This is a genomic window from Fontivita pretiosa (genome assembly GCF_050410795.1).
Classification (GTDB): Bacteria; Planctomycetota; Phycisphaerae; order Tepidisphaerales; family Tepidisphaeraceae; genus Fontivita; species Fontivita pretiosa.
The window spans coordinates 4,125,604-4,152,179 of record NZ_CP191258.1 but is presented as its reverse complement, the minus strand read 5'-3'; the positions used below and the strand labels follow the sequence as shown (position 1 = coordinate 4,152,179).

28 protein-coding genes are annotated in these 26,576 nt (G+C 63.8%); 27 read left to right on the top strand and 1 reads right to left on the bottom strand.

The genetic code is table 11. The features are described from left to right. Window positions 1-2: 2 nt before the first annotated feature. From ACQS5P_RS16775 to ACQS5P_RS16690, 18 genes are all read left to right on the top strand, one after another. On the top strand, window positions 3-257 hold the full coding sequence (locus ACQS5P_RS16775) for a hypothetical protein (RefSeq protein WP_428937770.1): 255 nt from the start codon (window positions 3-5) through the stop codon (window positions 255-257). After that, window positions 257-1,567 carry a hypothetical protein gene (locus tag ACQS5P_RS16770; RefSeq protein ID WP_428937769.1) on the top strand — a complete coding sequence of 437 codons (1,311 nt, stop codon included), beginning with the start codon at window positions 257-259 and terminating at the stop codon, window positions 1,565-1,567. The genes ACQS5P_RS16775 and ACQS5P_RS16770 overlap by 1 nt, the downstream gene beginning before the upstream one ends. A 17-nt stretch (window positions 1,568-1,584) precedes the next feature. Beyond that, window positions 1,585-1,818 (top strand): hypothetical protein, encoded by a 234-nt coding sequence (locus ACQS5P_RS16765; RefSeq protein WP_428937768.1) that lies wholly within the window; start codon window positions 1,585-1,587, stop codon window positions 1,816-1,818. A 14-nt stretch (window positions 1,819-1,832) separates the two neighbouring features. Beyond that, on the top strand, window positions 1,833-2,228 hold the full coding sequence (locus ACQS5P_RS16760; RefSeq protein WP_428937767.1) for a hypothetical protein: 396 nt from the start codon (window positions 1,833-1,835) through the stop codon (window positions 2,226-2,228). A gap of 4 nt (window positions 2,229-2,232) precedes the next feature. Next, on the top strand, window positions 2,233-2,679 hold the full coding sequence (locus ACQS5P_RS16755; RefSeq protein WP_428937766.1) for a phage tail tube protein: 447 nt from the start codon (window positions 2,233-2,235) through the stop codon (window positions 2,677-2,679). Between the two features lie 122 nt (window positions 2,680-2,801). Further along, window positions 2,802-3,308: a hypothetical protein gene (locus ACQS5P_RS16750; protein WP_428937765.1), complete on the top strand. Its 507-nt coding sequence runs from the start codon at window positions 2,802-2,804 to the stop codon at window positions 3,306-3,308. After that, entirely contained in the window at window positions 3,290-4,084 is a 795-nt protein-coding gene (locus tag ACQS5P_RS16745; protein ID WP_428937764.1) for a hypothetical protein, read from the top strand. Before ACQS5P_RS16750 ends, ACQS5P_RS16745 begins: the two co-directional genes overlap by 19 nt. Before the next feature lie 3 nt (window positions 4,085-4,087). Beyond that, window positions 4,088-6,094 carry a phage tail tape measure protein gene (locus tag ACQS5P_RS16740; protein WP_428937763.1) on the top strand — a complete coding sequence of 669 codons (2,007 nt, stop codon included), beginning with the start codon at window positions 4,088-4,090 and terminating at the stop codon, window positions 6,092-6,094. Then, entirely contained in the window at window positions 6,094-6,912 is an 819-nt protein-coding gene (locus tag ACQS5P_RS16735; protein WP_428937762.1) for a hypothetical protein, read from the top strand. Before ACQS5P_RS16740 ends, ACQS5P_RS16735 begins: the two co-directional genes overlap by 1 nt. A gap of 107 nt (window positions 6,913-7,019) precedes the next feature. Next, a complete protein-coding gene (locus tag ACQS5P_RS16730; RefSeq protein WP_428937761.1) occupies window positions 7,020-7,508 on the top strand; it encodes a MerR family transcriptional regulator in 489 nt (162 codons plus the stop codon). Window positions 7,509-7,519: 11 nt separating this feature from the next. Further along, a complete protein-coding gene (locus tag ACQS5P_RS16725; protein ID WP_428937760.1) occupies window positions 7,520-7,705 on the top strand; it encodes a hypothetical protein in 186 nt (61 codons plus the stop codon). A 100-nt stretch (window positions 7,706-7,805) separates the two neighbouring features. Beyond that, the gene (locus ACQS5P_RS16720; RefSeq protein WP_428937759.1) at window positions 7,806-8,195 is read left to right on the top strand and encodes an ArsR/SmtB family transcription factor; all 390 of its coding nucleotides are present in this window, start codon (window positions 7,806-7,808) and stop codon (window positions 8,193-8,195) included. Continuing rightward, the gene (locus tag ACQS5P_RS16715; RefSeq protein ID WP_428937758.1) at window positions 8,192-9,343 is read left to right on the top strand and encodes a DUF4346 domain-containing protein; all 1,152 of its coding nucleotides are present in this window, start codon (window positions 8,192-8,194) and stop codon (window positions 9,341-9,343) included. The genes ACQS5P_RS16720 and ACQS5P_RS16715 overlap by 4 nt, the downstream gene beginning before the upstream one ends. Continuing rightward, a complete protein-coding gene (locus tag ACQS5P_RS16710; protein WP_428937757.1) occupies window positions 9,340-9,741 on the top strand; it encodes a hypothetical protein in 402 nt (133 codons plus the stop codon). Before ACQS5P_RS16715 ends, ACQS5P_RS16710 begins: the two co-directional genes overlap by 4 nt. After that, window positions 9,738-10,307, top strand: a complete 570-nt coding sequence (locus ACQS5P_RS16705) for a hypothetical protein (protein WP_428937756.1) — start codon at window positions 9,738-9,740, stop codon at window positions 10,305-10,307. The genes ACQS5P_RS16710 and ACQS5P_RS16705 overlap by 4 nt, the downstream gene beginning before the upstream one ends. A 111-nt stretch (window positions 10,308-10,418) precedes the next feature. Further along, entirely contained in the window at window positions 10,419-11,060 is a 642-nt protein-coding gene (locus ACQS5P_RS16700) for a hypothetical protein (RefSeq protein WP_428937755.1), read from the top strand. Window positions 11,061-11,075: 15 nt separating this feature from the next. After that, window positions 11,076-14,450 carry a hypothetical protein gene (locus ACQS5P_RS16695; protein ID WP_428937754.1) on the top strand — a complete coding sequence of 1,125 codons (3,375 nt, stop codon included), beginning with the start codon at window positions 11,076-11,078 and terminating at the stop codon, window positions 14,448-14,450. Between the two features lie 35 nt (window positions 14,451-14,485). Then, window positions 14,486-14,878 (top strand): nucleotidyltransferase domain-containing protein, encoded by a 393-nt coding sequence (locus ACQS5P_RS16690; RefSeq protein ID WP_428937753.1) that lies wholly within the window; start codon window positions 14,486-14,488, stop codon window positions 14,876-14,878. Between the two features lie 104 nt (window positions 14,879-14,982). Here ACQS5P_RS16690 and ACQS5P_RS16685 read toward each other — a convergent pair whose 3' ends face one another. Next, the gene (locus ACQS5P_RS16685; protein ID WP_428937752.1) at window positions 14,983-15,342 is read right to left on the bottom strand and encodes a hypothetical protein; all 360 of its coding nucleotides are present in this window, start codon (window positions 15,340-15,342) and stop codon (window positions 14,983-14,985) included. 218 nt (window positions 15,343-15,560) lie between these two features. Here ACQS5P_RS16685 and ACQS5P_RS16680 point away from each other — a divergent pair, with 218 nt between their 5' ends. From ACQS5P_RS16680 to ACQS5P_RS16640, 9 genes are all read left to right on the top strand, one after another. Beyond that, entirely contained in the window at window positions 15,561-15,935 is a 375-nt protein-coding gene (locus ACQS5P_RS16680) for a type I restriction-modification system subunit M N-terminal domain-containing protein (RefSeq protein ID WP_428937751.1), read from the top strand. Further along, window positions 15,889-18,720 (top strand): site-specific DNA-methyltransferase, encoded by a 2,832-nt coding sequence (locus ACQS5P_RS16675; protein WP_428937750.1) that lies wholly within the window; start codon window positions 15,889-15,891, stop codon window positions 18,718-18,720. The genes ACQS5P_RS16680 and ACQS5P_RS16675 overlap by 47 nt, the downstream gene beginning before the upstream one ends. 6 nt (window positions 18,721-18,726) lie before the next feature. Beyond that, window positions 18,727-18,975, top strand: coding sequence for a DUF4258 domain-containing protein (locus ACQS5P_RS16670; protein WP_428937749.1), 249 nt, complete (start codon window positions 18,727-18,729; stop codon window positions 18,973-18,975). Beyond that, window positions 18,972-19,184, top strand: coding sequence for a DUF2283 domain-containing protein (locus ACQS5P_RS16665; RefSeq protein ID WP_428937748.1), 213 nt, complete (start codon window positions 18,972-18,974; stop codon window positions 19,182-19,184). The genes ACQS5P_RS16670 and ACQS5P_RS16665 overlap by 4 nt, the downstream gene beginning before the upstream one ends. A 12-nt stretch (window positions 19,185-19,196) precedes the next feature. Then, complete coding sequence (locus ACQS5P_RS16660) at window positions 19,197-22,031, top strand: BPTD_3080 family restriction endonuclease (protein WP_428937747.1); 2,835 nt, start codon at window positions 19,197-19,199, stop codon at window positions 22,029-22,031. Window positions 22,032-22,314: 283 nt separating this feature from the next. Further along, window positions 22,315-23,151, top strand: a complete 837-nt coding sequence (locus tag ACQS5P_RS16655) for a transposase (protein ID WP_428937746.1) — start codon at window positions 22,315-22,317, stop codon at window positions 23,149-23,151. Then, window positions 23,148-23,624 (top strand): hypothetical protein, encoded by a 477-nt coding sequence (locus ACQS5P_RS16650; protein WP_428937745.1) that lies wholly within the window; start codon window positions 23,148-23,150, stop codon window positions 23,622-23,624. The genes ACQS5P_RS16655 and ACQS5P_RS16650 overlap by 4 nt, the downstream gene beginning before the upstream one ends. 303 nt (window positions 23,625-23,927) lie before the next feature. Further along, on the top strand, window positions 23,928-25,175 hold the full coding sequence (locus ACQS5P_RS16645) for a TolC family protein (RefSeq protein ID WP_428937744.1): 1,248 nt from the start codon (window positions 23,928-23,930) through the stop codon (window positions 25,173-25,175). Between the two features lie 11 nt (window positions 25,176-25,186). Beyond that, window positions 25,187-26,572, top strand: coding sequence for an efflux RND transporter periplasmic adaptor subunit (locus ACQS5P_RS16640; protein WP_428937743.1), 1,386 nt, complete (start codon window positions 25,187-25,189; stop codon window positions 26,570-26,572). Window positions 26,573-26,576 lie beyond the last annotated feature (4 nt).

Here is a 26,576-nt window from a genome sequence, read left to right as displayed (position 1 = left end):
CGATGAACAACCTCATCCTGCGCAAGGTCACGGTGACCGCGAACTACCAGCCGCTGTCGGCCGGCCCGCTGGTGGGCTCGGTGACGATCTCCTGTCCGCCGGGCAACATCGGGGTCGTCAACTTCAGAGGCGACGACGGCTCAGATGTGCCGTGGATACCGGGCGAGTGGCACGACTTTCAGCGCATCAACCTGGCCGAGGTGCAGGTCAAGGGGACGGCTGGCGATACGGTGACGATTGTCGGAGGGACTTGGTGATGGGCTATCGCGCTTCGGGCCAACCCGGCCCGCACACGCACGTCTCGGCCGACATCACGGATGCGACCTCGGCCCCGACGGCATCGAAGATCATGCGCCGAGATGCGGCGGGCGGGTTTCAGGCCAGCGGCGCCGTGATCACCAACTTGGCCACGATCGCCGGGCCGACCAGCGCCAACGGGTCCATCACCTACGGCGATGGCTCGGAGTACTGGAACTACGGCCAGACGCACGAGATCCGGGTCTACGCCTACAAGCTGGTCGGCGGCCAGAAGGTCTACAGTAGCACCTACGCTTCGGCCTCGCTGACCGATGACTCCGGCAACAGCACCAACTACACGATTACCTGGTCGTGGCCCGCCGTCAGTGGCGCTTCCGGCTATCAGATCTGGAAGAACTACGGCGGATCATCGGACTTCCAATTCTGGCGCGAGCTCGTCGGCCAGAGCAGTGTGTACGATGACGCTGAACCGAGCTGGAACGACAATGCAAGCCCTCTTTCGCCGCCCACACCGACCAGCATGTCCGTCGGCGCGAGCGTTGATGGCAACGGCTTTGCCGCCACGGGAATCGCCAGCCTCACCGGCAACGTGCAGGAGGGAAGCGGCTTGGCCACGGGCACGCTGTCCCATGCGGAGGGCTACTTGACCCAGGCGATCGGCAATTACTCCCACGCCCAGGGGTATCAGACGATCGCCCGTGACGCCTACGCCCATGCCGAAGGCTATCAAACCGACTGTTACGGCACGGCGGCCCACGCCGAAGGCTACAGGACCATCACGAGCAACACCGGCGCTCATGCCGAGGGCCAGGAGACTCAATGTTGGGGGCTTGGTGGGCACGCCGAAGGCTACTTCTCCAAAAGCGACTGGACGGGAGAGCACACCTTCGCCGGTGGACGTTTTAGCACAACCGGTGATGCCCAGGGCAGGCGGATGGTCATCCGCCGCCAGACGGCCAACAACACGCTGAGCGAGCTGCTCATCGACGGCAGCTTCCAGCGCATGGTCGTGCCGCAGGATACGTCCTGGGTGTTCGTGATCTGGCTGATCGCCCGGCGCACAGACGCCAACGATGAGACCAAGGCGTGGCAGATCCGTGGTGCCATCGACCGCAACACAGGCAACACCACCGCACTGGTCGGTACACCGACCGTGGAGGTTCTCGCCGCAGACCCTGCCGCCAGTGCCTGGACGGTGAGCGTCGAGGCTGATGCGACAAACAACGCGCTGGTGGTCAAGGTGCAGGGCGAGAACAGCAAGACGATCAGATGGGTCGCCGCTGTGCACATCGTGCAGGTAACCGGATAGCCAGCAGGGAGACACACATGGCTCAACTGACGATCGAAATCCCCGACGCCGTGGCGCCGCGAGTGCTCGCGGCCTTCTGTGAGGCACACGGCTGGCAGGCGGGGTCGGGGATCAGCCGCCAGCAGTTCATGAAGCGGGCGGTGATCGACTACATCAAGCAGGCCGTGCGCTCGCAGGAGTCGCGCCAGGCCGCCGATGCTGCTGCGCGACAGGCCGAAACGTCCGTGGACAATGACATCACACTCACGTAAGCGGCTGAGCAGACATGGTCGGCACCAAAACCAGGACTCGATTCGACGCCAGGAAGGTGAGCAGTGCCGCGCGCAAGGGCAACATCACCAGCCTCGGCCACGCCGGGGCTGCGATCCGTCTCACTGCGCGCCGCTCGATCAAGAAGCACGCCAGGCCCTCGCCCAAGGGAACGCCGCCGCACACGCGCGCGGGGCGCCTGCGTAACGCCCTGAAGTATGCCGTGGAGAAGGCGATACAGAGTGTGGTCATCGGACCTGATGTGGAAGTTGCCGGCACGAGTGGAAAGGCCCACGAGTTCGGCGGGCACTTCCGCAACGAGCAGTACCCCAGGCGTCCCTTCATGGGGCCGGCGCTGGACAAGACCAGGGACCGCCTGCCCGCGATGTGGGCGAACTCGGTGAAAGGATAAGACCATGAGCGTGAAACTCGGCTTGGACGCGAAGCTTTACTTCTGCGTCGCCGGCATCGGCGGCACGCCGACCTGGACACTGCTGGGCAACGTCAAGAACGTCACGCTCAACCTCCAGAAAGGCGAGGCCGACGTCACGACGCGCGCCAACCAGGGCTGGCGCGCCACCGCCGGCACGCTCAAGGAAGGCACCATCGAGTTCGAGATGGTGTGGGACACCGCCGACGCCGGATTCACCGCCATCCAGCAGGCGTACTTCAACAACACGCTGATCGGCCTGGCGGCGATGGACGGCGACATCACCACCAACGGCAGCCAGGGGCTGTGGGCCGACTGCTCGATCATCGACTTCAGCCGCGATGAGCCGCTGGAGGACGCGATCAGCGTGAAGGTCACGGCCAAGCCGACGTATTCAGCTAACGCGCCGATCTGGAAGACGATCGCACCGTGATGGGCGCATGAAAACGGCCCACGGGTGGCGAAGCAGGAAGGAACCTTCGCCGGGGAGTGCCGCCAGCCGCCCAGAAGATATCCGACATCGATGGATCAAGCCAGGTTTTGCTGAGGCTCGTGATGAAGACATTCGCTGATAACGCCGGCCGCACCTGGACCGTCACGGTGAACGTGGACGCAATCAAGCGCGTGCGCGACCTGGCCAGCGTGAACCTGCTGGAAGTGGTCGAGGGCAAGTTGGTCGATCGCCTGGTGACTGATCCGCTGCTTCTGTGCGATGTGATCTATTGCCTCTGCAAGCCGGAGGCGGACGCCAAGCAGATCAGCGACACCGACTTCGGCCGCGCCATGGCAGGTGATGCGATCGACGCGGCGACGACGGCGCTGCTGGAGGAGCTGGTCGATTTTTTCCCGCAGGCCCGGCGGCGGGTGCTGGCCAAGGCGATGGCGAAGCTGCGCACGCTGGAGCAGACGATCGTCCGCCGGGCAGAGACGAGGTTGGACAGCCCGGAACTGGAGGCGGCGATCCTGCGCGAGCTGGAGAAGGCCGACGATCAGCCGCCGCTGATGCCGAGTGTCTCATCTGGCAGTGTGCCGGCATCGTCGGCGTGCCAGCCGGCGGAATGACGCTGCGGCAGCTCCTGTTGATGGCGGAGGGCCGCATTGAGCAGGAGTGGAATCACACGGCAGCGATCCTGGCAATGCTGGCCAACGTGAACCGCGACCCGAAGAAAGGACGCGCGCTACGGCCGGCGGACTTTCATCCGTCATCGCTCAAGGCCGCCGCCGGCGCCAAGCCGCTGAAGGGTGACATCCGCCTGCTGAAGTCCGTCTTTGTTGATCAAACGATGCGGCTGATCGGAATCATCTTCATCACGCTGGCGCTGGCGGGCTGCCGAACGAGGCTGGCGCCAATCGCGCAACCTGTCGTCGCCGCTTCTGACGGCGTTGCGGGTGTCGTCGCACACACCGAGTCGGCCGAGCGGCATGTCCAGCGCGCGGTCCCTCATTCGGATTCCACGGGCAAGGTGTATCTCGCTGCGGCATCGGATGAACACAAGGAAGTTCTCCTCGATGCCGAGCAGACAAAGGTCGCGATTCAGGCCACGCAGCGCCAGATCACATCGCTGAATGACCAGATCAACCGACAAGAGCTGGGGTATCAGCGGCTGGAATCCCGCTGGTACGTCGTGTGGGGCCGGCGCATCGATCGCGCGGTGTGGATCATCGGCGTGAGCTGGCTGATCCTGGGCGTGGCGTCGGTCGTGCTCGGCATGGGCAGCCCCTTGGGTTGGGGCGCCAAGCTCGGCAAGGAGATCGTGCGTCTAGTCCCGGCCATGAACGTCTTCGCCTGGTTGCGCGACTGGATCAAGCGCAGGCGCGACTATGCGGCGGGAGGTTGAGTCATGGCCTTTGCATCAGGCATCAGGGCGGGCAGCGCCTATGTCGAGCTTTTGGTCAAAGACAGCAGCTTCGTCAAGGGCTTGCAGAAGGCGTCGAAGCGGCTCAGGGCGTTCGGCGAAGGAATCACCTCCATCGGCAAGAAGCTCACCGCTGTCGGCGCTGCCATCGTCGCGCCACTGGCAGCGATGGGCAAACATTTCGCCAGCTCCGAGGCGCAGCTCTTGGACTTGTCCGAACGCACCGGGCTTTCCACCGAGGCGCTCTCGGAACTTGGCTATGCCGCGGGCCAGACCGGTGCGGACTTGGGCGCGCTCGAAGCAGGCGTGCGGAAGATGCAGCGGTCGGTCTTCGCCGCGGCCAGCGGCTCGAAGGCTGCCGCCGAAGCATTCGCTGCTTTGGGGGTGGACTTGGGCGGGCTGGCAACCATGAACCCTGAACAGCAATTCACGGCGATCGCCGATGCACTCTGGCGTGTGCAAGACCCCACCGCTCGCGCAGCTTTGGCGATGCAAATCTTCGGCCGCGCCGGCACGGCGCTGCTGCCGATGATGCAGCGAGGCGAGGCGGGGTTGAACAAATACCGCAAGCGGGCGCGCGAGCTGGGGCTCACCGTCTCGAGCGAAAGTGCTGCGGCCGCCGACGAGCTGGATGATGCGCTGGCGGATCTCGGCAGCGTCGTCAAGCGCACGTCGGCGGCGATCGGCTCGGCTCTTGCCGGCACGTTGCGCGAAGCGGCCGTGCGGATGACCGAGCTGGCCGTGAAGGTCAATGCTTTTATCAAAGAACACCGCCAGCTTGTGGTGACAGTATTCAAGGTCGCCGCCGCGGTCGTGGTTGCAGGCACGGGCATCGTTGTGTTCGGAGCGGTCCTTGCGAAGGTCGGGGCGGCGCTGGGACTGCTGGCGATGTCGACGACGAAGGCAGCCGCAGTGCTGCGCTTTGTTGGCTCGATCTTCGCGTGGCTCGTCTCCCCCATCGGTTTGACCATCGCCGCCGTCGCGGCGCTGGGCGCATACCTTATATATGTGTCGGGTGCCGGAGCGAAGGCCCTGGCATGGCTCGCACAGCGGTTCAACGAACTTCGCGCTGAGGCGGTGGCGGCGTTCGGCGGCATCTCCGACGCCCTTGCTGCCGGCGATATCGGGCTGGCCGCTCGCATCCTCTGGCTCACGCTCAAGCTGGAATGGGACAAGGGCATTGCGGCTATCCAACCCGTTTGGCTCCAGTTCAAGCTCTGGTTCCTGAAGATCGCCTACGGCGCCTTCTACGGCGCTCTGGCGGCGTGGGAGATCGTGCAGCATGCGCTGTCGGTGGCGTGGATCGAAACCACCGCGTTCCTGTCCAAAACCTGGACCAACTTCACCAGCTTCGTGCAGTCGGCGTGGGAAGGCGTGCAGAACTGGCTGGAGAACCGCTGGCACGACCTGTTCACGCTCTTCGACGACACCTACGACGCGGCCGCTGCCAAGGACCTGGCCAATCGTCTCAGTCAGCAGACGCAGAACGAGATCGAGCGGCAGCGCCAGAACGCTCTGGCACAAACCGAGCTGGAGCGCGTCGCTCGGCGCCAGCTTGAAAGTCAGCAGAGCGAGTCTGAACTGGCGCGGATCGGCGGTGAATACAACGCCATGATCGCGGATGTCACCGCCGCCAACGCCGCCAAGATCAAGGCCGCTCAGGATGCGATAGACGCTGCGCGCGACGAGTGGATCAAAGCCATCAACGAAGCCCGCTCCAAACGCACTGCCAGGGAAACGGAATCCGGCGGTCCTGGTAAACCCAAAGGTCCGCCGGATATCGCTGCGCGATTTGCGGGTCTGTCCGATCTGCTTGCTCAGGCACAGAATCGCACCATCGGTGTTGCCGGCACGTTCAACGCAGCTGAAGCCCGCGGACTTGGCGCTGGCGGTGTCGCCGATCGCATCGCCAAAGCCAGCGAGCAGACCGCCGCCAACACGAGGAAACTTTTGGAGGAAATCCGTGATCTGGAGCCGGGAGAGTTTGAGTAATGCCGATAACCTGCACGGAAAAGTTCGAGTCACGCGCCGGAGACAGCTCCAGCATCGACCTGATCTACAACGTCGTCGGCACCGACGATGATCAGGCGGCCAGAACCGCGCTGGCGGCGGCGGCGCCGTCCACGCACGCGGGGCTGGTTCAAGAGTCGGTCCATGTCGAGCCGCTTGGTGAGCTGCTGTGGGAAGGAAGGGTCCGCTACACCCGCATCGACCTTCAGTCGCCGCAGACGGGCGATGCGTCCTTCAGCTTCGACACCACCGGCGGCACGCAGCACGTCACGCAAAGCCGCCAGACGGTCCAGAAGTACGCCCCTGCCGGCCAGATCGCTCCCGATTTCGGCGGCGCCATCGGCGTCACCCACGACAGTGTCGAAGGCGTTGATATCACGGTGCCTGTGTTCAGCTTCAGCGTCACCCGCTACATCGCGGCGGCGTCGATGACGCCCGCGTACATCGCCACGCTGTATGCTCTGACGGGGAAGGTGAACAACGCGGCATGGACCGTAAACGCGGATGGCGTGAACCTCACCTTCGCCGCCGGCGAAGCGCTGTTTCAGGGCGTCAGCGGTTCCAAGCGCAAGAGCGAGAACGACTGGGAGCTGAACTTCCGCTTCGCCGCCAGCCCCAACACCACGAACCTCACTGTGGGCAGCATCACCGGGATCGCCAAGAAGGGCTGGGAGTATCTGTGGGTCCGCTATGCGGATGCAGAAGACACGGCGGCCAAGGCGATCGTGAAGAAGCCTATTGCGGCTTACATCGAGAAGGTCTACGACGAGGGAAATTTCGCTGGGCTGGGGATCAGTTGAGTGGTCGCGCTCCGTCTGCTGCGACGATCAAAACGCGATATTTCTGCGGATCGCCGCTTGACCCTGTACTAATCTACGGGCCGTAGACTCCCCATAGAGGTCATGGCATGACGGGACTGAGTACCAGCGAACTGGCGAAGCGAGCGGGAATCAACTTGGCGAGCATCCGCTTTTACGAACGGCAGGGGCTGCTGCCGAAGCCGCCGCGCACTCCTTCCGGCTATCGGATGTTCCCGCCGGATTCCGCGCGGCGCGTCCGGTTTATCAAGCGTGCCCAAGAACTGGGATTCACTCTGAAAGAGATCAAGCAGCTGCTGGCGCTGCGATTGGACCCCGACACCAGTTGTGCCGACGTGCGCCGCCGGGCGGAGGCGAAGCTGGCGGATATCGACCAGAAGATCAGGGACTTGAAGCGGATGAAGGCCACACTGGCCCGGCTCGCCGCCGTCTGCCCTGGCCAGGGGGCGACCAGCGATTGCCCCATCCTGGAAAGCCTTGACACCGATGAACCCCGTACCGCAGTCCGAGCCGCAGCAGTATCAGGCGGTCTTGCGATGCCTTCCGCGGGACCGGCCAGAAAACATAGAAGGCGGTAGGAGCAGGAATCATGATTGCGACACTTCCTGTGTTGATGGCCCTGTCGTGGGTACCCGACGTGAACTGCCCCACTCCGGTGCAGGCCGAAGCCTTGGCGCCCCAAAAGGCCGAGCAGCCGGCCCAAGCAGCGGAGACGATCACGTGTCCCATCACTAAAGAGCAGATTCCATCCTGCTGCTGCCCCGTGCAGCAGTAGGACCGTTTAGCCCGACGGCGCAGGTCCCGCTCCACTTGGAGCGGGGCCGCCTGCCGGGTCGCTTGACCGTCACTATTACACATGATAGTGTAATTCTGTCATGACGCAGCTCGCCGCTCCGATTCGTCGCTTCCGGCCTGTCCCGGAATCGTGCCCGCCAAAACCGGCGTTGGCAAAACGCCGTCTGTTAAGTCCATCCCAGGCTGCTGATCTGGCGGCGACTTTCAAGGTGCTGGCCAATGACACGCGGCTGCGCCTCCTGCACGCGCTGTGCCGAGCGGGAGAGCTGTGCGTGATGGAGCTGGCCGAAGCGGTCGGCATGAAGCCGCAGGCGGTGTCGAACCAACTGCAACGATTGGCCGACAAGGGGATCGTCGAGTCGCGGCGTCAGGGGAACAGCATCTACTACCGCGTGATCGACCCGTGCGTCGTGGGATTGCTGGACCTGGGGCTGTGCCTTGCGGAAGACTCGCGGAGGCGCAGGCGATGAGCGTATCGCTGAACGTCATTGCGGGCGCGGACCAGGCGGTTCGTCAGCTGCGACAAGCGGCGTCGGCGAAGAAGTGCCATCACTGCGGCTGTCTGCACAGCACGCTCAAGGCGATCGAAGAGCAAATGCCCCGCGATGCCCGGCCGGCTGCGCTCGATTCCGTTATTGCCGATGCGCGCGCGAAACTGCTCGACGTCAAATACGATTGTCTCGGCTGCGAAGTCTGCTGGCCGGCCAACGCCGTCAACGCGCTGGGCATCGAGGGCGAAGCCTGTCCGGCGGAACCGGTGCGGGCGCAGGCGGGTTGGCCTCCGCTGCCGGGGTCGTACACGGTGCTGCGCTATTACGCGCCCGTCGCGGTTTGCACGCTTACCGATTTGGCACTCGCCACCCAGATCGCGCAGTCGAACGCATCGGAGATCGCCATCACCGGGACCATGTTAACCGAAAACCTCGGCATCGAGCGGCTCATCGAGAACGTGCTGGCAAATCCCAACATTCGTTTTCTGGTCGTGTGTGGCGCAGATTCCGGCCAGCAGATCGGACATCTCGCCGGGCAATCGCTGGTGGCGCTGTGGCGGAGCGGGGTCGATGAGCAGATGAAGATCATCGGCGCGAGGGGCAAGCGACCGCGCATCAGGAACTTGCCGGTCGATGCCGTCGAACACTTCCGCAAAACCGTCGAGGTCATCGACATGGTCAATACAACCGACGCCGGCGCGATTCGAGCGTGCATCGCCGACTGTGGCGCGAGGAATCCCGGACCCGCAGAGCCTTATTCGTCGAACCGAGCCGTGACGCGCGTTCGCGGATATATCCCGCAGCGTATGACGTCCGACCCCACCGGCTACTTCGTCGTCTATCCCGACCGCGCACGCACGCTCCTGATCCTGGAGCATTACCGCAACGACGGCGTGTTGGATGTCGTCATCGAAGGAACCAGCGCCGCAGAACTTTACATCCCGGCAATCGAGCGCGGGTTGGTCTCGCGGCTGGATCATGCGGCCTACCTCGGCAGGGAGCTGGCCCGCGCCGAGCGGGCGCTGGCGACGGGAGAATCGTATGTGCAGGACGCTGCTTCCGAGCGCGGCACGACCAAGTTCCCGGGCTGCGAATGCGGCTTGTCTTGTGGAGAGCGCAAACCATGAAACTCATCAGCGCGATCGTCGTCACTGTCGCCGTGCTCGGGGCGGGAGCGTGGTACGTTGGCACTCGACCGGCGCCCCAGCCGGCGTCCCGACCCGCCGCCCGCGGCGACGCGCTGGGCGTGCACGAGATCATGCGCGATGCCGATCGGCACAGGGGTTCGGTGTCGGTCGTCGGCGTGGTCGCCACGGCATCGGCCGACAAGCAGCTCGTGACGCTCATCGACGCGAAGGAGTTTGCGGCCTGCAATTCCACCGGATGCGCCGAACTCGTGTTGCCTGTGCGTTGGAGGGGCGCGATGCCCGCCGTCGCGAAGACGGTTCACGTCGAGGGTCAAGTGCAGGAATCGGATGGCAAGCTCGTGTTCGTCGCCAGCGCGTTGCAGGAGCTGAACAAGTGAACCGAGTCGTTTACATCGCCCGCCGCGCCGTGATGCCGGTGTGCGTCCTTGCCGCTGTGATGATGATGCACTTCGTCTGGCGCGGTTTCTTCCCGGAACAAGACCCTGCACAGTCGCGATGGGTTGCCGCAGACCCAAGGCAGGTGTCATGGTTCACTCGCTACATCGAAGAGAGAGACTACTGGCTTGGCGCATCCTACGGTCTGTCGCTCGCCTTCGCCGCCGTCGCCTTTCGCCGCTATCGCGAAGGGCGACTCTGCGTCGCCCGGAATCTGGCCGTCGGCGGGGTGACGTTCTGCGGCGTGCTGTCGGTCGTCGGCTGCTACCTGCTCGGCTGCTGCGGCTCGCCGATGCTGGCGGTGTACCTCAGCCTGTTCGGCGCCGCGTTCGTGCCGCTGGCAAAGCCGCTGGTCGCCGGCGTGACGCTGCTGTGGATTCTGCTGGGCTGGTGGTGGATGAATCGGCACGCGCCATCGGCAAGGTTATCTGGGAATTGCCCGCCGACCGCCGCGTGCGATTGCGCCCCTCGATGCAAACCAGTCGTGCCTGACGTCAGAACGGATTGAACACGCCGCCTGTGGTTGGTTTCTCAGTTTGCGCAAGCCCCGCCAACATCGAGCCGATCGGAATTCCGCGGTCCCCCTCATCCAGACCTCTTGCGCGTCGATTCTAAGAGGGTGAGCGATCCGCTAACGAAAGTCCAAAGCGGCCAAAAACTCCGCATCCCCGCGGCGGCGTACAACGCCTTCGTCGATGCGGCCCGCGATCTTCGCCAGCGTCAGCAGCGGCAGGACCAGGAGCCCCAGGCTCGCATGCGCGAGACCGGCATCGTCCTGATCAAGAACGCCAGCGGCGCCGATCGGGCGCGATTCGACATCCTGGGTGTCAGCGACGCGCTGATCAAGCCGACGGACAACCTCGATCAATTCAAGAACCGAGTAGCGCTGGTCGGCGTGACCCCGCTTGAGGCGGACCACCAGGGGCGGTTTGCCATCCTGCTGGAGCCGCTGGCGGCGAACGCGATCGGCCTGGCCATGGCCGCCGGCGTGTCACCGGTGCAGATCAACGTGGCTGACGAAGACAACGTTTTCGCGGATGTGAAGAACAGCGACGCCGCCATGCTCCAGAGCGGCAGCTCCGGCGCCGCGACGATCCTGTGGAAGGAGCGTGGAACCGGCGTGAAGTGGGCCGTCGTGCGCATCGGCGCCGGCGGCGCCGAGGCCGAGCCGGTCGGGATGTACCCTGGCATGGTGCATCAAGTCGTGGCGGCGAACACCGGCGGATGGGACTGGGAACACGCGCATTCACTGTTGCCATGAGAAGGAGCGCCGGCCATGCCATTCACGAACTACCCTCCGACCGCACCCACAACCGATTGGCAGGACTACTGGGCGTGGCTCACGCAGATGGTCAAGGCGCTGGACGAAGTGGCTTCCGCCGCCGGCAACGCGTTCCACCCGCGCACGACGGTCCTGTGGGACGGCAACCAGATCCCATCCGGCGGCTTGAGCGCCACGACGCTGACGGACACGAGCAAGAACTGGGCGGTCTACTGTGATGGGTGGAAGAAGCGCTGGTACAACTGGGTCAACTGCAATCCCGACATCCGCCAGCCGTCACAGTACGACCTGGTGCTGCTGAAGCTGTGGGATGGCGGAGCATGGGAATGGCACAAGATGCTGCGCATTCCCATCATCGAACAGAACTGGATCGACAACGGCGATGGCACCTTCACGAGCAACCAGCTTCAGTTTCCCGCGATCGATACCGTCGAACACCCGCTCAGCTATTTCACCCATTACTACATCCAGCGCCGCGACGGCGCGTTTGTGCATGAGCGCGTTCCCGAATGGCCCAACGATCTGACGCTTGAATGGGCGAATGCAATCGCGACCACCACCACCTCGATCATCGTCGATAAGAATCACCGGAGCTGGTCGGAGAACCAGTGGCAAGGCAAGTGGGTCTATTTCACCATCGGCGGCAACGTCCGCTCGGCGCAGATCACCAGCAACGACCGCGACGCCAATGGCAATCCAGTGCTGCATTTCGCAGCACAGGCGGCGGCGCCTGATGCCGGGGTCTTCGGCATCCTCTCATCGTCTGGCCTGTACTGGCGTCCCCAGCAGCAGCCGCAGGTGCCGGATAACACAGTCGCCAGCACCGCCGTCGTGCCGAAGCGCGCCTGGATTCGCATGGGAGAAGCCCACAACTACGGTTACTTCTCCCACTTCCCCGACGATTCGCGCGGCACCAACGGCGTGGACGTGTTCAACTTCCCAAGCCCGGTGTTCAAGATCACCGATACCCACCCGCTTGCCGAAGACCTCTACGTTGACGTGATCAATCCGTCGCAGGGGATGTTCCTGTGGGGCAGCGACGTGGACCTGTTCACCGACGGCGACACGACGCTAACGCCCGTCGATTGGTGCTTCACCCGGCCATACCACAAGACCTTCCGATCCTGGCAGAGCGCGCTGTGGCAGGCCTGCGGCGGCTTCATTCCCTACCGCTCTGACTTCTATGACGGCAATGACCGCTTCCACATCAATCCGATGAGCGTGCCGGTGTTCATGTGGGAAGCGGGTGTGAACGCCGCCAAGGGCACGACGGGGAACCTGGTCCGTGACGGCCAGGGCAACGTCATCGGCATTCAGGCGTCGATGACGTTCACCGACTCGATCGAGCCGGACTGCATGCCCATCGGCGGGCGCATGACGATCGAGCAGGTCACCAAATGGACGTATGACGGCAACAGCAATACCTGGAGCAGTGCCCCGGACACGCACGACAAGGGCGCGACGCTGATCTCCGATGCGCCGGCGACGTGGGACGGCACGATGCTCAGCGGCTTCGACTTCAACGAAACCCACCAGAACCAGGAGGTCTGGTTCACCTGGGGCTTCACGCGGCTGATCCCCGACCGATTCCGCTACTTCTACGACAAAGAGTGCTTCATTCCCGACCAAGACCCCGAGGCAGAGGACGACCAGCCCGCGATTCCGCCGACCGAGGATGCGCCGGGGAACTGGTACACCCGCCCCAAGAGCACGCAACTGATCGATTACGATGATCACGGACGCCTCACGTACGCCCTCAGCGGGCTCGAGTTCGGCGGCGCAGCGCCGAAGGTCGGCACGCTGGCGCGATACGTCGGCGACAACTTTGACGACCCGACGACCGACTATCGGCCCAGACAACCGCCATTTTCGCCCAAGCCCTGGGAGGTCGATTACGACGACCATTTCTACGAGGGCAAGCCATCGAACCCGCCCGTCCGTGGCGGGCGCAACTGGGACATCACATCCGGCACCGTGACCGTCGTGGACGATGGGCTACAGTTCGGCGACGAGACGAAAAGCTGGTGGTCGGGCATCCTCAGCGACAGCGATGCCGCTCACCTGTTCACGCCGACCAGCCTCTCGGCGACATCGTTCGCCTGCACCACCAACGCTTCATCGCGGTTCTGGGACGGCAGCACCCACGGACGATGGGCGGGCCACTGGTTCGTTGTCGAGCAGCCCGGCGCATCCGGCAGCGGCGGAACGGCTGGGCCGTGCCATCAGGCGACCCGGCCCATCACCAGTTACAACCCTGCGACTCAGATCGCTTCATTCCCGGCCATCGCGGGCCTGTCGCTCACCTACAGCTACACCGACGCCGGTGGAAGTGCGCAGACAGGAACCACGCAGATCCGCATCCAGGAACCGAATTGGGAAAAGAACCATTACAAAGGCGCGGTTTGCGAGCTTTGTCGCCAGTCCGATGGCGCGGTGATAACCGCAACGGTGACGTACAGCGCCAACAATCGCATCCGCGTGGACGGCTGGCAGGACAGTGGCGGCAGCACGGTGAACTACACGCCCGTCATCGGAGACAGCTACCAGCTCAAGCGCGTCAGCACGGGCACGGTCTGGAAGTGGGACGGGAGCAAGTGGGTCAAGCCAACCGGCACCGACAGCCGTGGCGGCGCGGCTTTCCCCGATGCCCAATGGACGATTCCCCCGACGTATCGCCGTCGCTACGGGCGGCTGATGAACAACGACTACATCGGCATCCGGTTCCACACCGAGATCTACAAGATGCGCCAGGCCTTACGCATGCGGAAGTTCAGCGTGTGCTTCACCCCCGATGCCGATCCGGACACCCAGCCGCCCGCCATCAACAACCGCCAGTGGTTCCGCTGGAGCGATCCCGGCGGTTCGGGCGGCTGCGAGGGTCCCGCGGGCGAAAGCATCAGCGAATTCTCCGGCGAGACGTGCCATCCCCTGTGCCTGTCCAGCACCAACGACTATTGCTCGATCTGGGCGGAACGCTCGATGGGGTACGCCCAGCTCTACCTGGACCCGGGCATCACCGCGCCCTTCTCCTCCGACAGCATGAAGCGCCTACGCATCCCGGCCAGCGGCAGGTTCCTCACCTACGCTCAGATCAACGATCTGGACCCTGATGATGGCCTGATCGTCCAAAACGGCTCGGGGAACATCCAGGCGCAATACCACTTCGACGCCAACGGCGACCCCGTGGCGTTCCGGCAATGGAAAGTCTTCGGCACGACCGACGGCAGCACGTCCCTGCATCGCACCAGCGGCCTGTTCGGCAGCTTGAGCCGGCCCAACAACGCAACTTGGCCCAACGACCAGCGCGGCTACACCGTCCGCCAGGCCATCGCCATCATGGACTGGGGCGTGGGGATGCAGTTCCTATGAGCAGGACTCATTGCTGCAAGCCCAGGCATTTGTAGATGAACGCACCACAACTTGAGAACTTCGCGTCCGTCATTCATCGCAGTCTCATCGCGCCGAGGATCATCCTGTTCGGTAGCCGGCTGCTGGGAACACAGCGCACCGACAGCGACATCGACCTGGTGGTAGTGTCGCCATCGTTCCATCGCGTCGGGCTGTACGAGCGACACAGGCTCGTCGAGCAGGCCGTGGCCGATTTGAATTGGCAGTCCGACGTGCTGCTTCGAGCCCCAGCAGAGTGGGAAGCAGGCGGTTTCTTGCGTGAAATGGTTGAAAGCCAGCTAAACGACCCCGACGAGTGGCGGCGCTTGCTTGATGCCAAGGGACGAAAGATCGGCTACCGCGATGTGCTGGCGGCGCGATCTGGCTTCGATTTGACGCCGGCGGATTGAATGGCCGGCCCATCCACGCCGGGCTCGCTCGCAGGAACTTCCAACTTTGGTCCTGTCGCGGCAACTGCCACACCGACGGAGTCCGCTGGCAGCACGATGTCCATTCAGACACCGACCGAGATATCGCGCCGACAGAACCTGAGCCATCCCCGGTTTGGCGGGGCCGATTCTGAAAGGTCCCCAACGGCCGCGAAGGCCTCCTGCGGTGCGAGCTTCAGTTTTCGCAGCATGACCAGGCCAATCGTGTAGAGGCTGCACTCCCGCTGACGGCTCGTCGAGCACCAGGCCGACGGGCAAAATCGCGCCTTGGCGATGATGCCTACCCCGCACACCAGCAGCTTGGCGACGAGCGGCCGATATTCGCCGGCGAAACCCGCTGGACACGCATGGCCGCTGCGACCCAAATCCCCAGAGTCCTGGCCCAAGACAACCGCAGACAACCGGCGCAGACCAAGATCACCCATGCGATCGTATCCGTGCGAGGCATGATCAACTCCTGTTTAATGGTGCCGGGGTAATCACTCCCGAGCCCGTTACCATCGGGCTCGGCCTGTTTTGTGCCCGTCCGGATCAGGTGCGGAGAAACTGGCGATGACTCCGGCGGAACAAATCTTGACCCGCAGCCCAGCACCGGCGATAAATCACGCCGGACGCATCCGGGATGGCAGATCATCAGGGTCAGATGACCGAGTTTCGCTGCGCCGATGTGCTGCGAGGGCGGGTTGATGCCGCCGAGTACAAGCATGTCGTCCTGGGCCTCATCTTCCTCAAGTACATCTTCGACCCGTTCAAGTGCTGGGCGCCGCCCCGGGCCACCCGAGCGGACATCGCCATTCTGGTCGACGACGCGATCCTCGCCGACGAGCGCAACAACTGGAGTCTCCATGCCGACTACATCCTGACCAATCCGCCGTTCAACGTCTCCGACTGGGGCGTCCGGCGCCTGCGCGACAGTGAGGGGGTGACAGAGACCTTGCGCGCGGCATGGCAAAAAAACCAGGAGAAGCTTGATGCCACGAAAGAACAGAGACACCAAGCGCCCGATCGAATCCTATGAGCATCGGGACAAGCAGCGCGTCAACAACCCGCCGGTCGGCCTGGTGACGCCGGAGACCGACCCGGACGCCGGGCAGAAGAAAAAGACCTACGCCTACGACCCGCATCTGGACCCGCAACTGCAATGGGCGGGCAAGGCCGAGCACACCTCCTTCGAGGTGCCCACGGTCTCGCTCCATGTTCACGAGCGGATCGAGCCGCGCACCATTCTGGAAGCAGTGCGCAAGCGCAACGGCGAGGCGGCGCGACAGATTTCGCTCTTCGAGATGGAGGAAAAGCCGCTGCGCGAAGCTGTCGAGTTCTACAAGCACAAAGAGGGCTGGACCAACCGCCTGATCGCCGGCGATTCGCTGCTGGTGATGAACTCGCTCCTGGAAAAAGAGGGCATGGCGGGCAAGGTGCAGATGATCTACATCGACCCGCCCTACGGCATCCGCTACGGCTCCAACTTCCAGCCCTTCGTCAACAAGCGCGACGTGAAGGACGGCAAGGACGAGGACCTGACCGCCGAGCCCGAGCAGATCCGCGCCTTCCGCGACACCTGGGAACTGGGCATCCACTCCTACCTCACGTATCTGCGCGACCGGCTGCTCCTGGCGCGGGAACTGCTCACCGAAAGCGGCAGCATCTTCGTGCAGATCAGCGATGAGAACGTGCACCGCGTGCGGTGTTTGATGGATGAGGTCTTTGGCACGACAAACTTTGTGAGTTTGATCGCGTACACAACTTCTGGCGGATTCCCAAGCACGACACTCAGTCGTGCCGGTGATTACTTGATTTGGTACTGCAAGGATCACCAACGCATCAAGTATCGGCAGCCATTCCAGCCGAAGATATCGCCCATCGGGCAAGAGGCGACAAAGTACGATCAAATCGAGCTGAAAGATGGAACTCGCCGTGCGCTGACGAAAGAAGAGAAGGTCGGGGCAAAACGTTTGCCAGATGAATCGCGCGTCTTCCGAGTTGACAACCTCATATCACAGGGCGCGAGTGAAGGAACAGTGCGCGAGTATCGTTATCAAGGAAACAAGTACGACTGCGGTTCGAATAGTCATTGGAAAGCAAACGCACCAGAGGGCATGGATCGGCTGGCGGGTGCGAACCGAATCGTCGTAACGGACAAAGGCAAGCTCGGATATGTTCGGTATTACGATGATTTCCCTGCTGTGCGCATCACAAACGTGTGGTCTGACGTGGGCGGGGCGGTGCAGAGTCGCGCCGAGCCGAAGGTGTTTGTCGTGCAAACCGGTACGTCGGTGATCGAGCGCTGCCTCCTCATGACCACCGACCCCGGGGACCTGGTTCTCGACCCGACCTGCGGCAGCGGCACCACCGCCTACGTTGCCGAGCAGTGGGGGCGGCGCTGGATCACCTGCGACACCTCGCGCGTGGCGCTCACGCTTGCCCGGCAGCGGCTGATGACCGCCGTCTTCGATTACTACGAGCTCGCGCACCCGGAGGAGGGCGTGGGCAGCGGCTTCAAATACAAGACCGTGCCGCACGTGACGCTCAAGTCCATCGCCAACAACCCGGAGATTGACGGCATCCATGCCCGCTGGCAGGCGCGGTTGGAGCCAATCCGCGAGCGGTTGAACGCTTTGCTCAAGCAGTCGTGGGAAGAGTGGCAGGTTCCGCGCGAGGTAGAGGCGTCGTGGCCGGACGAAGCGAAGCGGCTTCTCGCCGAATGGTGGCAGTTGCGCCGCAGGCGGCAGGAAGAGATCGACACCGCCATCGCCCGCCACGCGCCGCAGGAGACGCTCTACGACCAGCCCTTCGTGGACAAGAAAAAGACCCGCGTCAGCGGCCCGTTCACGGTGGAGGCCGTGCCCTCCCCAGCGGTCAAGTCCGTCGAGGAACTGCTGGAGGGCGCGCCGCAGCCTGCCGATGCCTCCATCACCCGCTCCGGCGAGACGCTGCGCCAGAGCGAGTGGCGCGACGAACTCCTGCGCACCGGCATCCGCGGCAAGGCGGGACAGTACATCCGCTTCGCACGCCTGGAACCGCTCCCCGGCTGCCGCTGGCTACACGCCGACGGCGAGACGCGGCCCAGCGACGAGGGCGCAGACCGCGTGCGCGAGACCGGCCCGGCCTACAGCCCGATGCGCGTCGTGGTGTCATTCGGTCCCGAGCATGCACCGCTGGAGCAGCGCCAGGTGGCGCAGGCGATCGAAGAGGCTCAGACTCTTGTCCCCCAGCCGAAGCTCATCGTTTTCGCCGCCTTCCAGTTCGACCCCGAGGCCGCGAAGGACATTGACGAGACCAACTGGCCGGGCGTGACGCTGCTCAAGGCGCAGATGAACGCCGACCTCCTGACCGACGACCTCAAGAAGAAGCGGGCCAGCAACGAGTCGTTCTGGCTCATCGGCCAGCCGGACGTGGAAGTGGAGCGGATCATGCCCTCACCCCAACCCTCTCCCACTGGGAGAGGGAGTAAGGGCGAGGGTGTTCTGTACCGCGTCTCGGTGCACGGCTTCGATTACTACAACACCAAGACCGGGGGCATCGAGTCGGGCGGCGAGGACAGGATTGCGGTCTGGATGCTCGACACCGACTACGACGGGCGCAGCCTCTACCCGCGCCAGGTCTTCTTCCCGATGGCTGGCGAGAACGAGGGCTGGGCGCGGCTGGCGAAGAGTCTGAAGGCCGAGATCGACGAGGACCGGATCGAAGCCTACCGGGGCACGGTGTCGCTCCCCTTCGAGCCGGGCGAGCATAAGCGCATCGCGGTCAAGATCGTGGACGACCGGGGCATCGAGAGCCTGAAGGTGATGGACCTTCCAGAGTGAGGCGGCATGGATTACGTTCTGACAGAACACGCGCGGGATGCGCTGGAGAAGCGGCGAATTCCGATCGCCTGGATGGAACACGCGTTGACCCGGCCGGAGGTAACCGAGGCCGATCCGGTGGACCCGGATCTGGAACATCGGCTTGCACACATCCCTGAGTTCGGCAATCGGGTGTTACGGGTGATCATCAACGGCAAGAGAACGCCGCCCCTTGTCGTGACGGTATTCTTTGACCGAAGGAGGACGGTTCCATGAAACTTAAAGTGGACCAACAAGCCGATGCGCTGTATCTCACCCTGACGGAAGCGCCGGCGAGCCGTTCGGAGGAAATCTCGCCGGGCATCATCGTGGATTACGACGAGCAAGATCGCGTGGTCGGCATCGAAATGCTCTATCTGTCCAAGCGTGCGCCTGCGGTGGAAATGCAGCGGCTGCTGTTCGAATCAGTGCCCCAGGCAGGTTGACGGAATACAGGCATGGCCCGAACCACGATCGACCGCCTCATCATCAACTCGCCGTACGAGGAGCCGACGCGCCACTGGCGTTACGACCGGGAGACGCGAACCTTCGATTTGGTGGAAGGCCGCCGCCCGGCAGGCTACGTGGTGGCTACGCCCGGTTCCAAGTCCTTCGACGACCCCGGCATCCTCGTCGAGATTCCACTGGTCAATCAGATTCGCCCCCGCGTCAAGGCCTGGCGCGAGGCGGGCTATCCGGGCGTGACCAGCATGACCAAGCGGTTGCTGGAGCACTGGTGCGATCCGGAGGAGTTCGAGGCGCGCCGCTTTTTCTTCTGCCAGTTGGAGGCGGTGGAGACGCTGATCTGGCTGACCGAGGCCCCGGCCGCCGAGCGGGTGGGCGTCGAGATTCCTGGCGACGGCGGAGCCTTCATCCGGCAGTGCTGCAAGATGGCCACTGGCTCGGGCAAGACGCTCGTGATGGCCATGGTCAGCGCCTGGCACATCTTGAACAAGGTCGCCAACCCCCAGGATGCTCGCTTCTCCAAGAACGTGCTGGTCATTGCGCCGGGGCTCACGGTAAAGAAGCGGCTGGCGGTGCTGGAGCCGGCTGAGGCCGACAACTACTACGAGGCATTCAACATCGTGCCCTCGGCCCTGCTCGACAAGCTGCGCCAGGGCAAGGTGCTGGTGCGCAACTGGCACGCCCTGGCTTGGGAGAGCGAGGAGCAGATCAAGAAGCGGAGAAGCGTGGACAAACGCGGGGTCAAGAGCGACGAGGCCTACACCCGCGAGGTCCTGGGCGAGATGGCAAACGCCCGCAATATCCTGGTCATCAACGACGAAGCGCACCACGCCTGGCGGGTCAACTGGGAGGCCGAAGGCAAGTACCTGCGCGCCCGCGATCTCAAGGACAGCGCTGAGGAGGCAACGGTGTGGATCGGAGGCCTGGACCGGCTGCACCGCTCGCGGGGCATCCTCAAATGCTACGACTTTTCCGCCACGCCCTTCACGCCCTCGGGCAAGAAGAGCAGCGAGGAGGCGCTCTTCGGCTGGATCGTCAGCGACTTCGGCCTGAACGACGCCATCGAGTCGGGGCTGGTGAAGACCCCGCGCGTCGTGGTGCGCGACGACGCGGTGCCGGATGCGAGGACCTACAAGTCTCGCCTCTACCACATCTACAACGACCCCGACGTGAAGGACGACCTCAACCGCCGGGCGCAGCCCGAAGAACCGCTGCCCGATCTGGTGCTGAACGCCTATTACCTACTGGGGTACGACTGGCGCGAGGCGTGGAAGGCCTGGCGTGAGGCCGGGCTGCCGACCCCGCCGGTGATGATCACCGTCTGCAACCGCACCGAGACCGCCGCGCGTGTGAAGCACGCCTTCGATACCAAGCGCATCCATATCGACGAGCTGTGCGACCCGGAGCGGGTGCTTCACATTGACTCGAAAGTGCTGGACCAGGCCGAGGCCAAGGAGGAGGCTGCCACGCCGCTTGAGGCTGCGGATGAGAACGGGGACGAGGAGGAAGACAGTGCGCCCGTCGAGCGCAAGCTGACCAAGGCCGAGCAGGCCGAGCTGCTCCGGCAGACCGTGGACACGGTGGGCAAGGCCGGACAGCCGGGCGAGAAGATCCAAAAGGTCATCTCGGTCGGCATGCTCTCCGAGGGATGGGACGCTAAGACCGTTACCCACATCATGGGGCTACGGGCCTTCACCAGCCAGTTGCTCTGCGAGCAGGTGGTCGGACGGGGCTTGAGGCGTACATCCTATGAGGTGGATCCCGAAACGGGGCTGTTCGAGCCGGAGTACGTCAACATCTTCGGCGTGCCCTTCACCTTCCTGCCTCATGAAGGCGGAGAAGACGGCCCGCCGCCGCCCCCAACGCCCAAGACCGCAGTCGAACCCGATCCGGCCAAAGCGGAGTTCGAAATCCGCTGGCCGAACGTGGTGCGCATCGAGCGCGTGTTTCAACCCAGGTTGACGATCGATTGGTCGAAGGCGCGGCCGCTGGAGCTGGACGCGGCACAGACGGCCCAGGTGGCGGAGTTGGCGCCGATCCTCGAAGGCAAGCCCGACGTGACCAAGATCAATCGCATCGAGCTGGAGCGACTTGCCCGGGAATTCCGCACCCAGCGCATCATCTTCGAGACCGCGCGGGACGTGTTCGACCAGATGAAGCATGCCTGGAAGGGCAGCCGCGAAGTCTTGCTGGCGCAGTTGGTGAGAATCGTCGAACAGTTCATCCGCTCCGACCGGATCGCCATCACCCCGCCGCTGTTCTACCAGGACGAACTCCGCCGGCGCTTGATCATCACGCTCAACATGTCCCGCGTCGTCCAACACGTGTGGGAGGCGGTGCGGCAGGAGAACACCGAGCGGCTCACCCCGGTGTTCGACCGCGATCATCCCATCCGCTCCACGGGGGACATGCGCACCTGGTATACGGGCAAGCCGTGCGAGCGAACGCGCAAGTCGCACATCAACGTCTGCGTGTACGACAGCACATGGGAGGCGTCCGACGCCTTCGTGCTTGACGATAGCGACGCGGTGGCGGCCTGGGTCAAGAACGACCATCTGGGGTTTGAAGTGCTCTACGTCTATCGCGGGGTCGTGCGGAAGTATAGGCCCGATTTCCTGTTGCGGCTGAAAAGCGGCGATTTCGTGGTGCTGGAAACCAAGGGCGAGGATACGGAACAGGACCGGGTGAAGCGCCGCTATCTGGACGAATGGACGCAGGCGGTGAACGCCCACGGCGGGTTTGGCCGTTGGCGATGGGCAGTGGCGCAACGCCCTGGCGAGATTCGGGACGTGCTCATGCAGGACGAGGTCGCCAGGACGGAGCGCTAAAAAGAGCACAACGAGCACTCCCCGAACAAGCGCTCAGCGTGACGGGAGCAATGCGGTCAACGCCTGAAGGGGTGATGACCGGCTCCGCCACCGGAGAGGGATGGGCTCGCGTGCTCGCGCTGGAGGTCGGACGCTCGCTCGCGCGGGTCGAGGGTGGAGCCCTGAGCTCTGACTCATCCCCAGTTTCAGCCGGGGTGGTGACGGCAGGGCATAAAATAGGCCGAGCCCGATCGTAACGGGCTCGGGTGAGCCACCCAGGCACAATCGAAGAGGAGTTTCGATCATGCATCGCAAGGACGCCATCGCGTGGGTGGTGACAGTCTGCGCTGGGACGCTTCGCCTCTCGCAGGCCAAGACGCTGGCTATTCTGGTCGGCGCGGCCATGCATGTCGAGAGGATCAACCTGGCGAACATCGGCCGGGCGATGAGCGGTCTGGTCAAGCATCAGATCAAACGCTGCTGGCGGTTCTGCGCCAACGACCGCATCGAGACCGCAGATGCCATGCGTCCCATCCTGCGCCGGGTGCTCAAGAAGCGCAAGAAGAAGCTGCTGATCAGCTTTGACTGGACCGACATCAAGAGCTTCCAGACCCTGATGGCTTGTGCCGTGTTCAAGGGACGCTCGATGCCGGTTTGCTGGGCCAGTTGCACGAAGCACACCTGCGAGGGACACCGCTCACGCAATGCCTTCGAGGAATCGCTGCTGCTGGTGCTGCGATCGATGATCCCGCCGCAGGTGAAGCTGATCCTCCTGGCGGATCGGGGCTTCGGTCGCACGGAACTGGCACGGTTCTGTCAGAACCAGGGCTTCAGCTACATCATCCGCATTCATCCCGACGTGCACGTCCGCTCGGCCAGCTGTACGGGCAAGCTGATCGACTACCCCGTGCACAAGGGGATCTGCAAGCTGCTCAAAAGCGTCGCCTATCTGCTGCTGTGCGGCCTGGGGCTGATCGCGTTGCGGACCGGCCAACCCAGCCAGTGGGCCAGCAGCACGCGCAACCAGTGCAGTGTGTTCACGATCGGCCGGATCATGTGCCTGCGGCTCAAAACAACCGTTTCCCATGCGCTGGCGGCGATCATGGCTGCCACAGAGCAGGTGGTGCGAAACTGGGGGTGAGTCAGCAGCGTCAAATCTTGACTCTGATGAGACTGCGACATAATCTCTGCACCGGCTTAATGGACCGCGTGGCGCACATCTGTTTGTTGCTGTGGGTCTGCCTCTGGGCAGGTTTGCTGCCCCTGGTTGGGGGAACGGTCGTCTGCAACGGCTCTGACGGACACCGTGCCGTTGAACCAGCGCATCCTTTCACCGATTGCCCGGAGATTCCCACGACCGATTCTGACGGCTTCAGCGAGCGATCCAAACAGCGGTGCGTCGATGTTCCGTTGGCGAATCTGGATCTGGCCCGGCCGCAGTCGCGGCCCGGGGTTTTGCTCGACCGGCTTCTGCCTGGATTCACCCTGTCCGTCGTGCCGATTGAGCACGGCGGCCAACTCGGCCTGTGGACGCTTCACGCTGTCTGCGGGCAGTCGCCGCCGTCACTGCTCGACCGCGCCGCACGCCTCGCCACCGTCATCCTTCTCAATTGACAGCGCGATTTACTTCCATTGCGTTGTGGAAGTGGTTGTTGCTGCGCCGAGCAACCATCTCCACAAGAGCTGATGATTCCGCGCGCGAGTTGATTGAGAGGAACAACGTTGCAGCACCGCCACCGATTTGTGGGGATTGGTTGGATTGTGGCTTGCGCCGTCGCTGTGCTTGGGGCCGGGTGCGCTGCTTCCTTTCCCGCTAATGATCTAACGGATTCCATAGCCCGTGCGACAGGGACTTGCCACGCCATCGCGTTTCGGACGGAGGGCGATCCACTCGATGTGGCGTCGCAGGCCCCAGGTGTGCTCACTCTGGCTGAGGCGTCGCATCGAGCGCTGATGCACAGTCCCGAGATCCAGACGGCTCTGGCGCGAGTTCGCATCGCGGAGGCCGAAGCGCGGCAAACGCGACTGCTGCCCAACCCCGTGCTGAGCGTTGTGCTCCGCTGGCCCGAAGGCGGGGGCAAACCTGTGATCGAGGCGGGCCTGGCGGCCGATCTGGTCTCGCTGCTGACTCTGCCCGGCAGGACCACGGCCGCCGATGCCCGGTTGCGCGCTGCGGCAGCCGAAGCCCTTTCCCAGGCGCTCGATGTGCTCTCGGCTGTTCAGGAACGATATGTGGCAGTGCAGGCTAATGATGAGCTTCTCATCGTCTTGCAGGATCGGCTGGGAATTATCGATCGCCTGCTGGCTATCGCCCGATCACGTTTGAACCTCGGCGAGGGCACTCGCCTGGACGTGCTGTCACTGGAAGTGCAGCGAGTGGAACTTCAGACCGAAATCGCCGACCGGCACCTCGAGCGGCGGGAGCAGCGGCTGGCCCTGGCCCGGCTCATTGGCGAACCGTCGGGGCCGATCGACTGGCGGCTGGAACCATGGGAAACGTTCAGCGGAATCCTGGTTGCGGAATCGCAATGGGTCCGGCTGGGACTGGAGAATCGGCCGGAAGTGCGCCAGCAGCGTTACGAACTGGCCGCGCTGGGCGCTGAGTATCGCCTTACCCGTTTCGCCCCGTTTGAGGGGGCAGAGGCCGGCATCGAGGCCGCGCATGACGATCTCGATTCGGAAGCGGGCATGCGCCGCTTGTCTGGCGGTTCCGCGCTGGCCACACCGCTTCCGCTGTTTGACTTCGGGCAGGCCAGGCGCCGGCGAGCCGAGGCCGCATTGATCGAAGCGCAACACAAGCTCACACAAGTTAGGCGACAGGTCGTGGAAGAGACGCGGCGAGCGTATGCAGTCTTCGCGGCATCGCACCAGAACCTCCAGCGCACTCGCAACGAGTTGATTCCGTTGGCCCAGCGACGGCTCGAACAGGCCGAAGCCCAGTTCCGGGGCGGGCAGACCGACGTGACAGGACTCCTGCTGGCCGAGGAGCAGCTTCGGGCAGCGCGGACGCGGCTGGTCGAGCTGGAGCGGCGGAACTACGAAGGGCTGATACGGCTTCATCGCTCCGTAGGCGGGTCCGGCGTGGCGGCCAGGATCATGGAAAGGCGTCAGCCGGCAACCGCGCCGACGACCGCGCCCGCGACACAGGCAGCAGACGCGAATTGAGAGGAATCGAGATGACCAGGACCATAGCAAAACCACCAAGTGGGCGCTCGCCAGCAAATCGGCTTTCGGCAGTCGTGATTGCGGCATTCGTGAGTTCACTCATTGTGGCAGCCGGATGTGACCAAAGGGCAAGCAACGCCGACGCCGCAACCGCCCAGGTCACGACGGGCAAGGCCAGCAGCGGCGATGAGCATGATCACGCTGCTGCTGAACCCAAGGGCGACCCACACGGACATCAAGACGGTGCGCCTGACGAACACGGCCGCGCACACGGCGCAGCAGACCTTGTGACCCTCACCGCGGAAGCTGTCAGGCGCAACGGCATCCGTATCGGCCAGGCGAGGTTACAGGTTTTGACCGCGCGTCTCAGTGCTCCGGCCCGGGTGGCGTATAACGCCGAACAGGTGGCGCACATCAGTTCCGCCGTTACCGGTCGCGTCGCGGAGATCAAGGTTCGACTGGGGGATGTGGTTGGGAAGGGCGATGTGCTGATGGTGGTGGACAGCCCGGAGCTGGGCGAAGCGCAGAGCGAGTTTCTCCAGAAGCGAACCGCTGTCGAAGTCGCCAAGCCCGCAGTCGAGCTGGCCAAAGACGCCTACCAGCGAGCCCAGACACTATACGACCAAAGCCAGGGGATCAGCTTGACAGAAGTCCAGGCGCGCAAACGCGAATATCAGAAGGCTCAGGGCGAACTGCTGTCCGCACAGGCTGCGGCCACGGCCGCCGAGAACAAGCTCCACCTCCTGGGCATGGACCAGAGTGCCGTGATGGAACTCGCCCGGACCGGTGAAATTCAACCCAGGTGCTCAGTCCGCGCCCCGATCCCCGGCCGGGTCATCGAGCGGGAAGCCACGCTCGGTGAGCTGGTCAGTCCAGAAAAGGAAAAGCTCATGGTGATCGCCGACCTGAGCACGGTCTGGGTGCTGGCCGACGTGCCCGAAGCCAAGCTTGGGCAGATCAGGATCGGATCGCCCGTTCAGATCGCCGTGGCTGCGCTGGCAGGCCACACCTTTGAAGGATTCGTCTCCTACCTCTCGCCCGAGCTGGATCCGGCAACTCGAACCGCGCGTGTGCGGATCGAAGTCAGGAACGCGGAAACGAAACTGATGCCTGGAATGTTCGCGCGGGCGGATATCGCCGCGGGAGCTGCCGACGGCGAACCCGTTCTGGCGGTTCCCGAAGAAGCCGTCCAAACAGTGGAAGGCCAGGCAGCAGTGTTTGTTCCGGTGGAAGGCCGGCCCAACCGGTTTGCGCCGCGGCAGGTTCGGGTGGGCCAACCCATCGCCGGAATGGTCCCGATCTTCGCCGGCCTGCAGGAAGGCGAGCAATACGTTGCCGGCGGGAGCTTCATCCTGAAAGCAGAACTCGGTAAGGCCGGCGCGGCCCACGAACACTGAATCA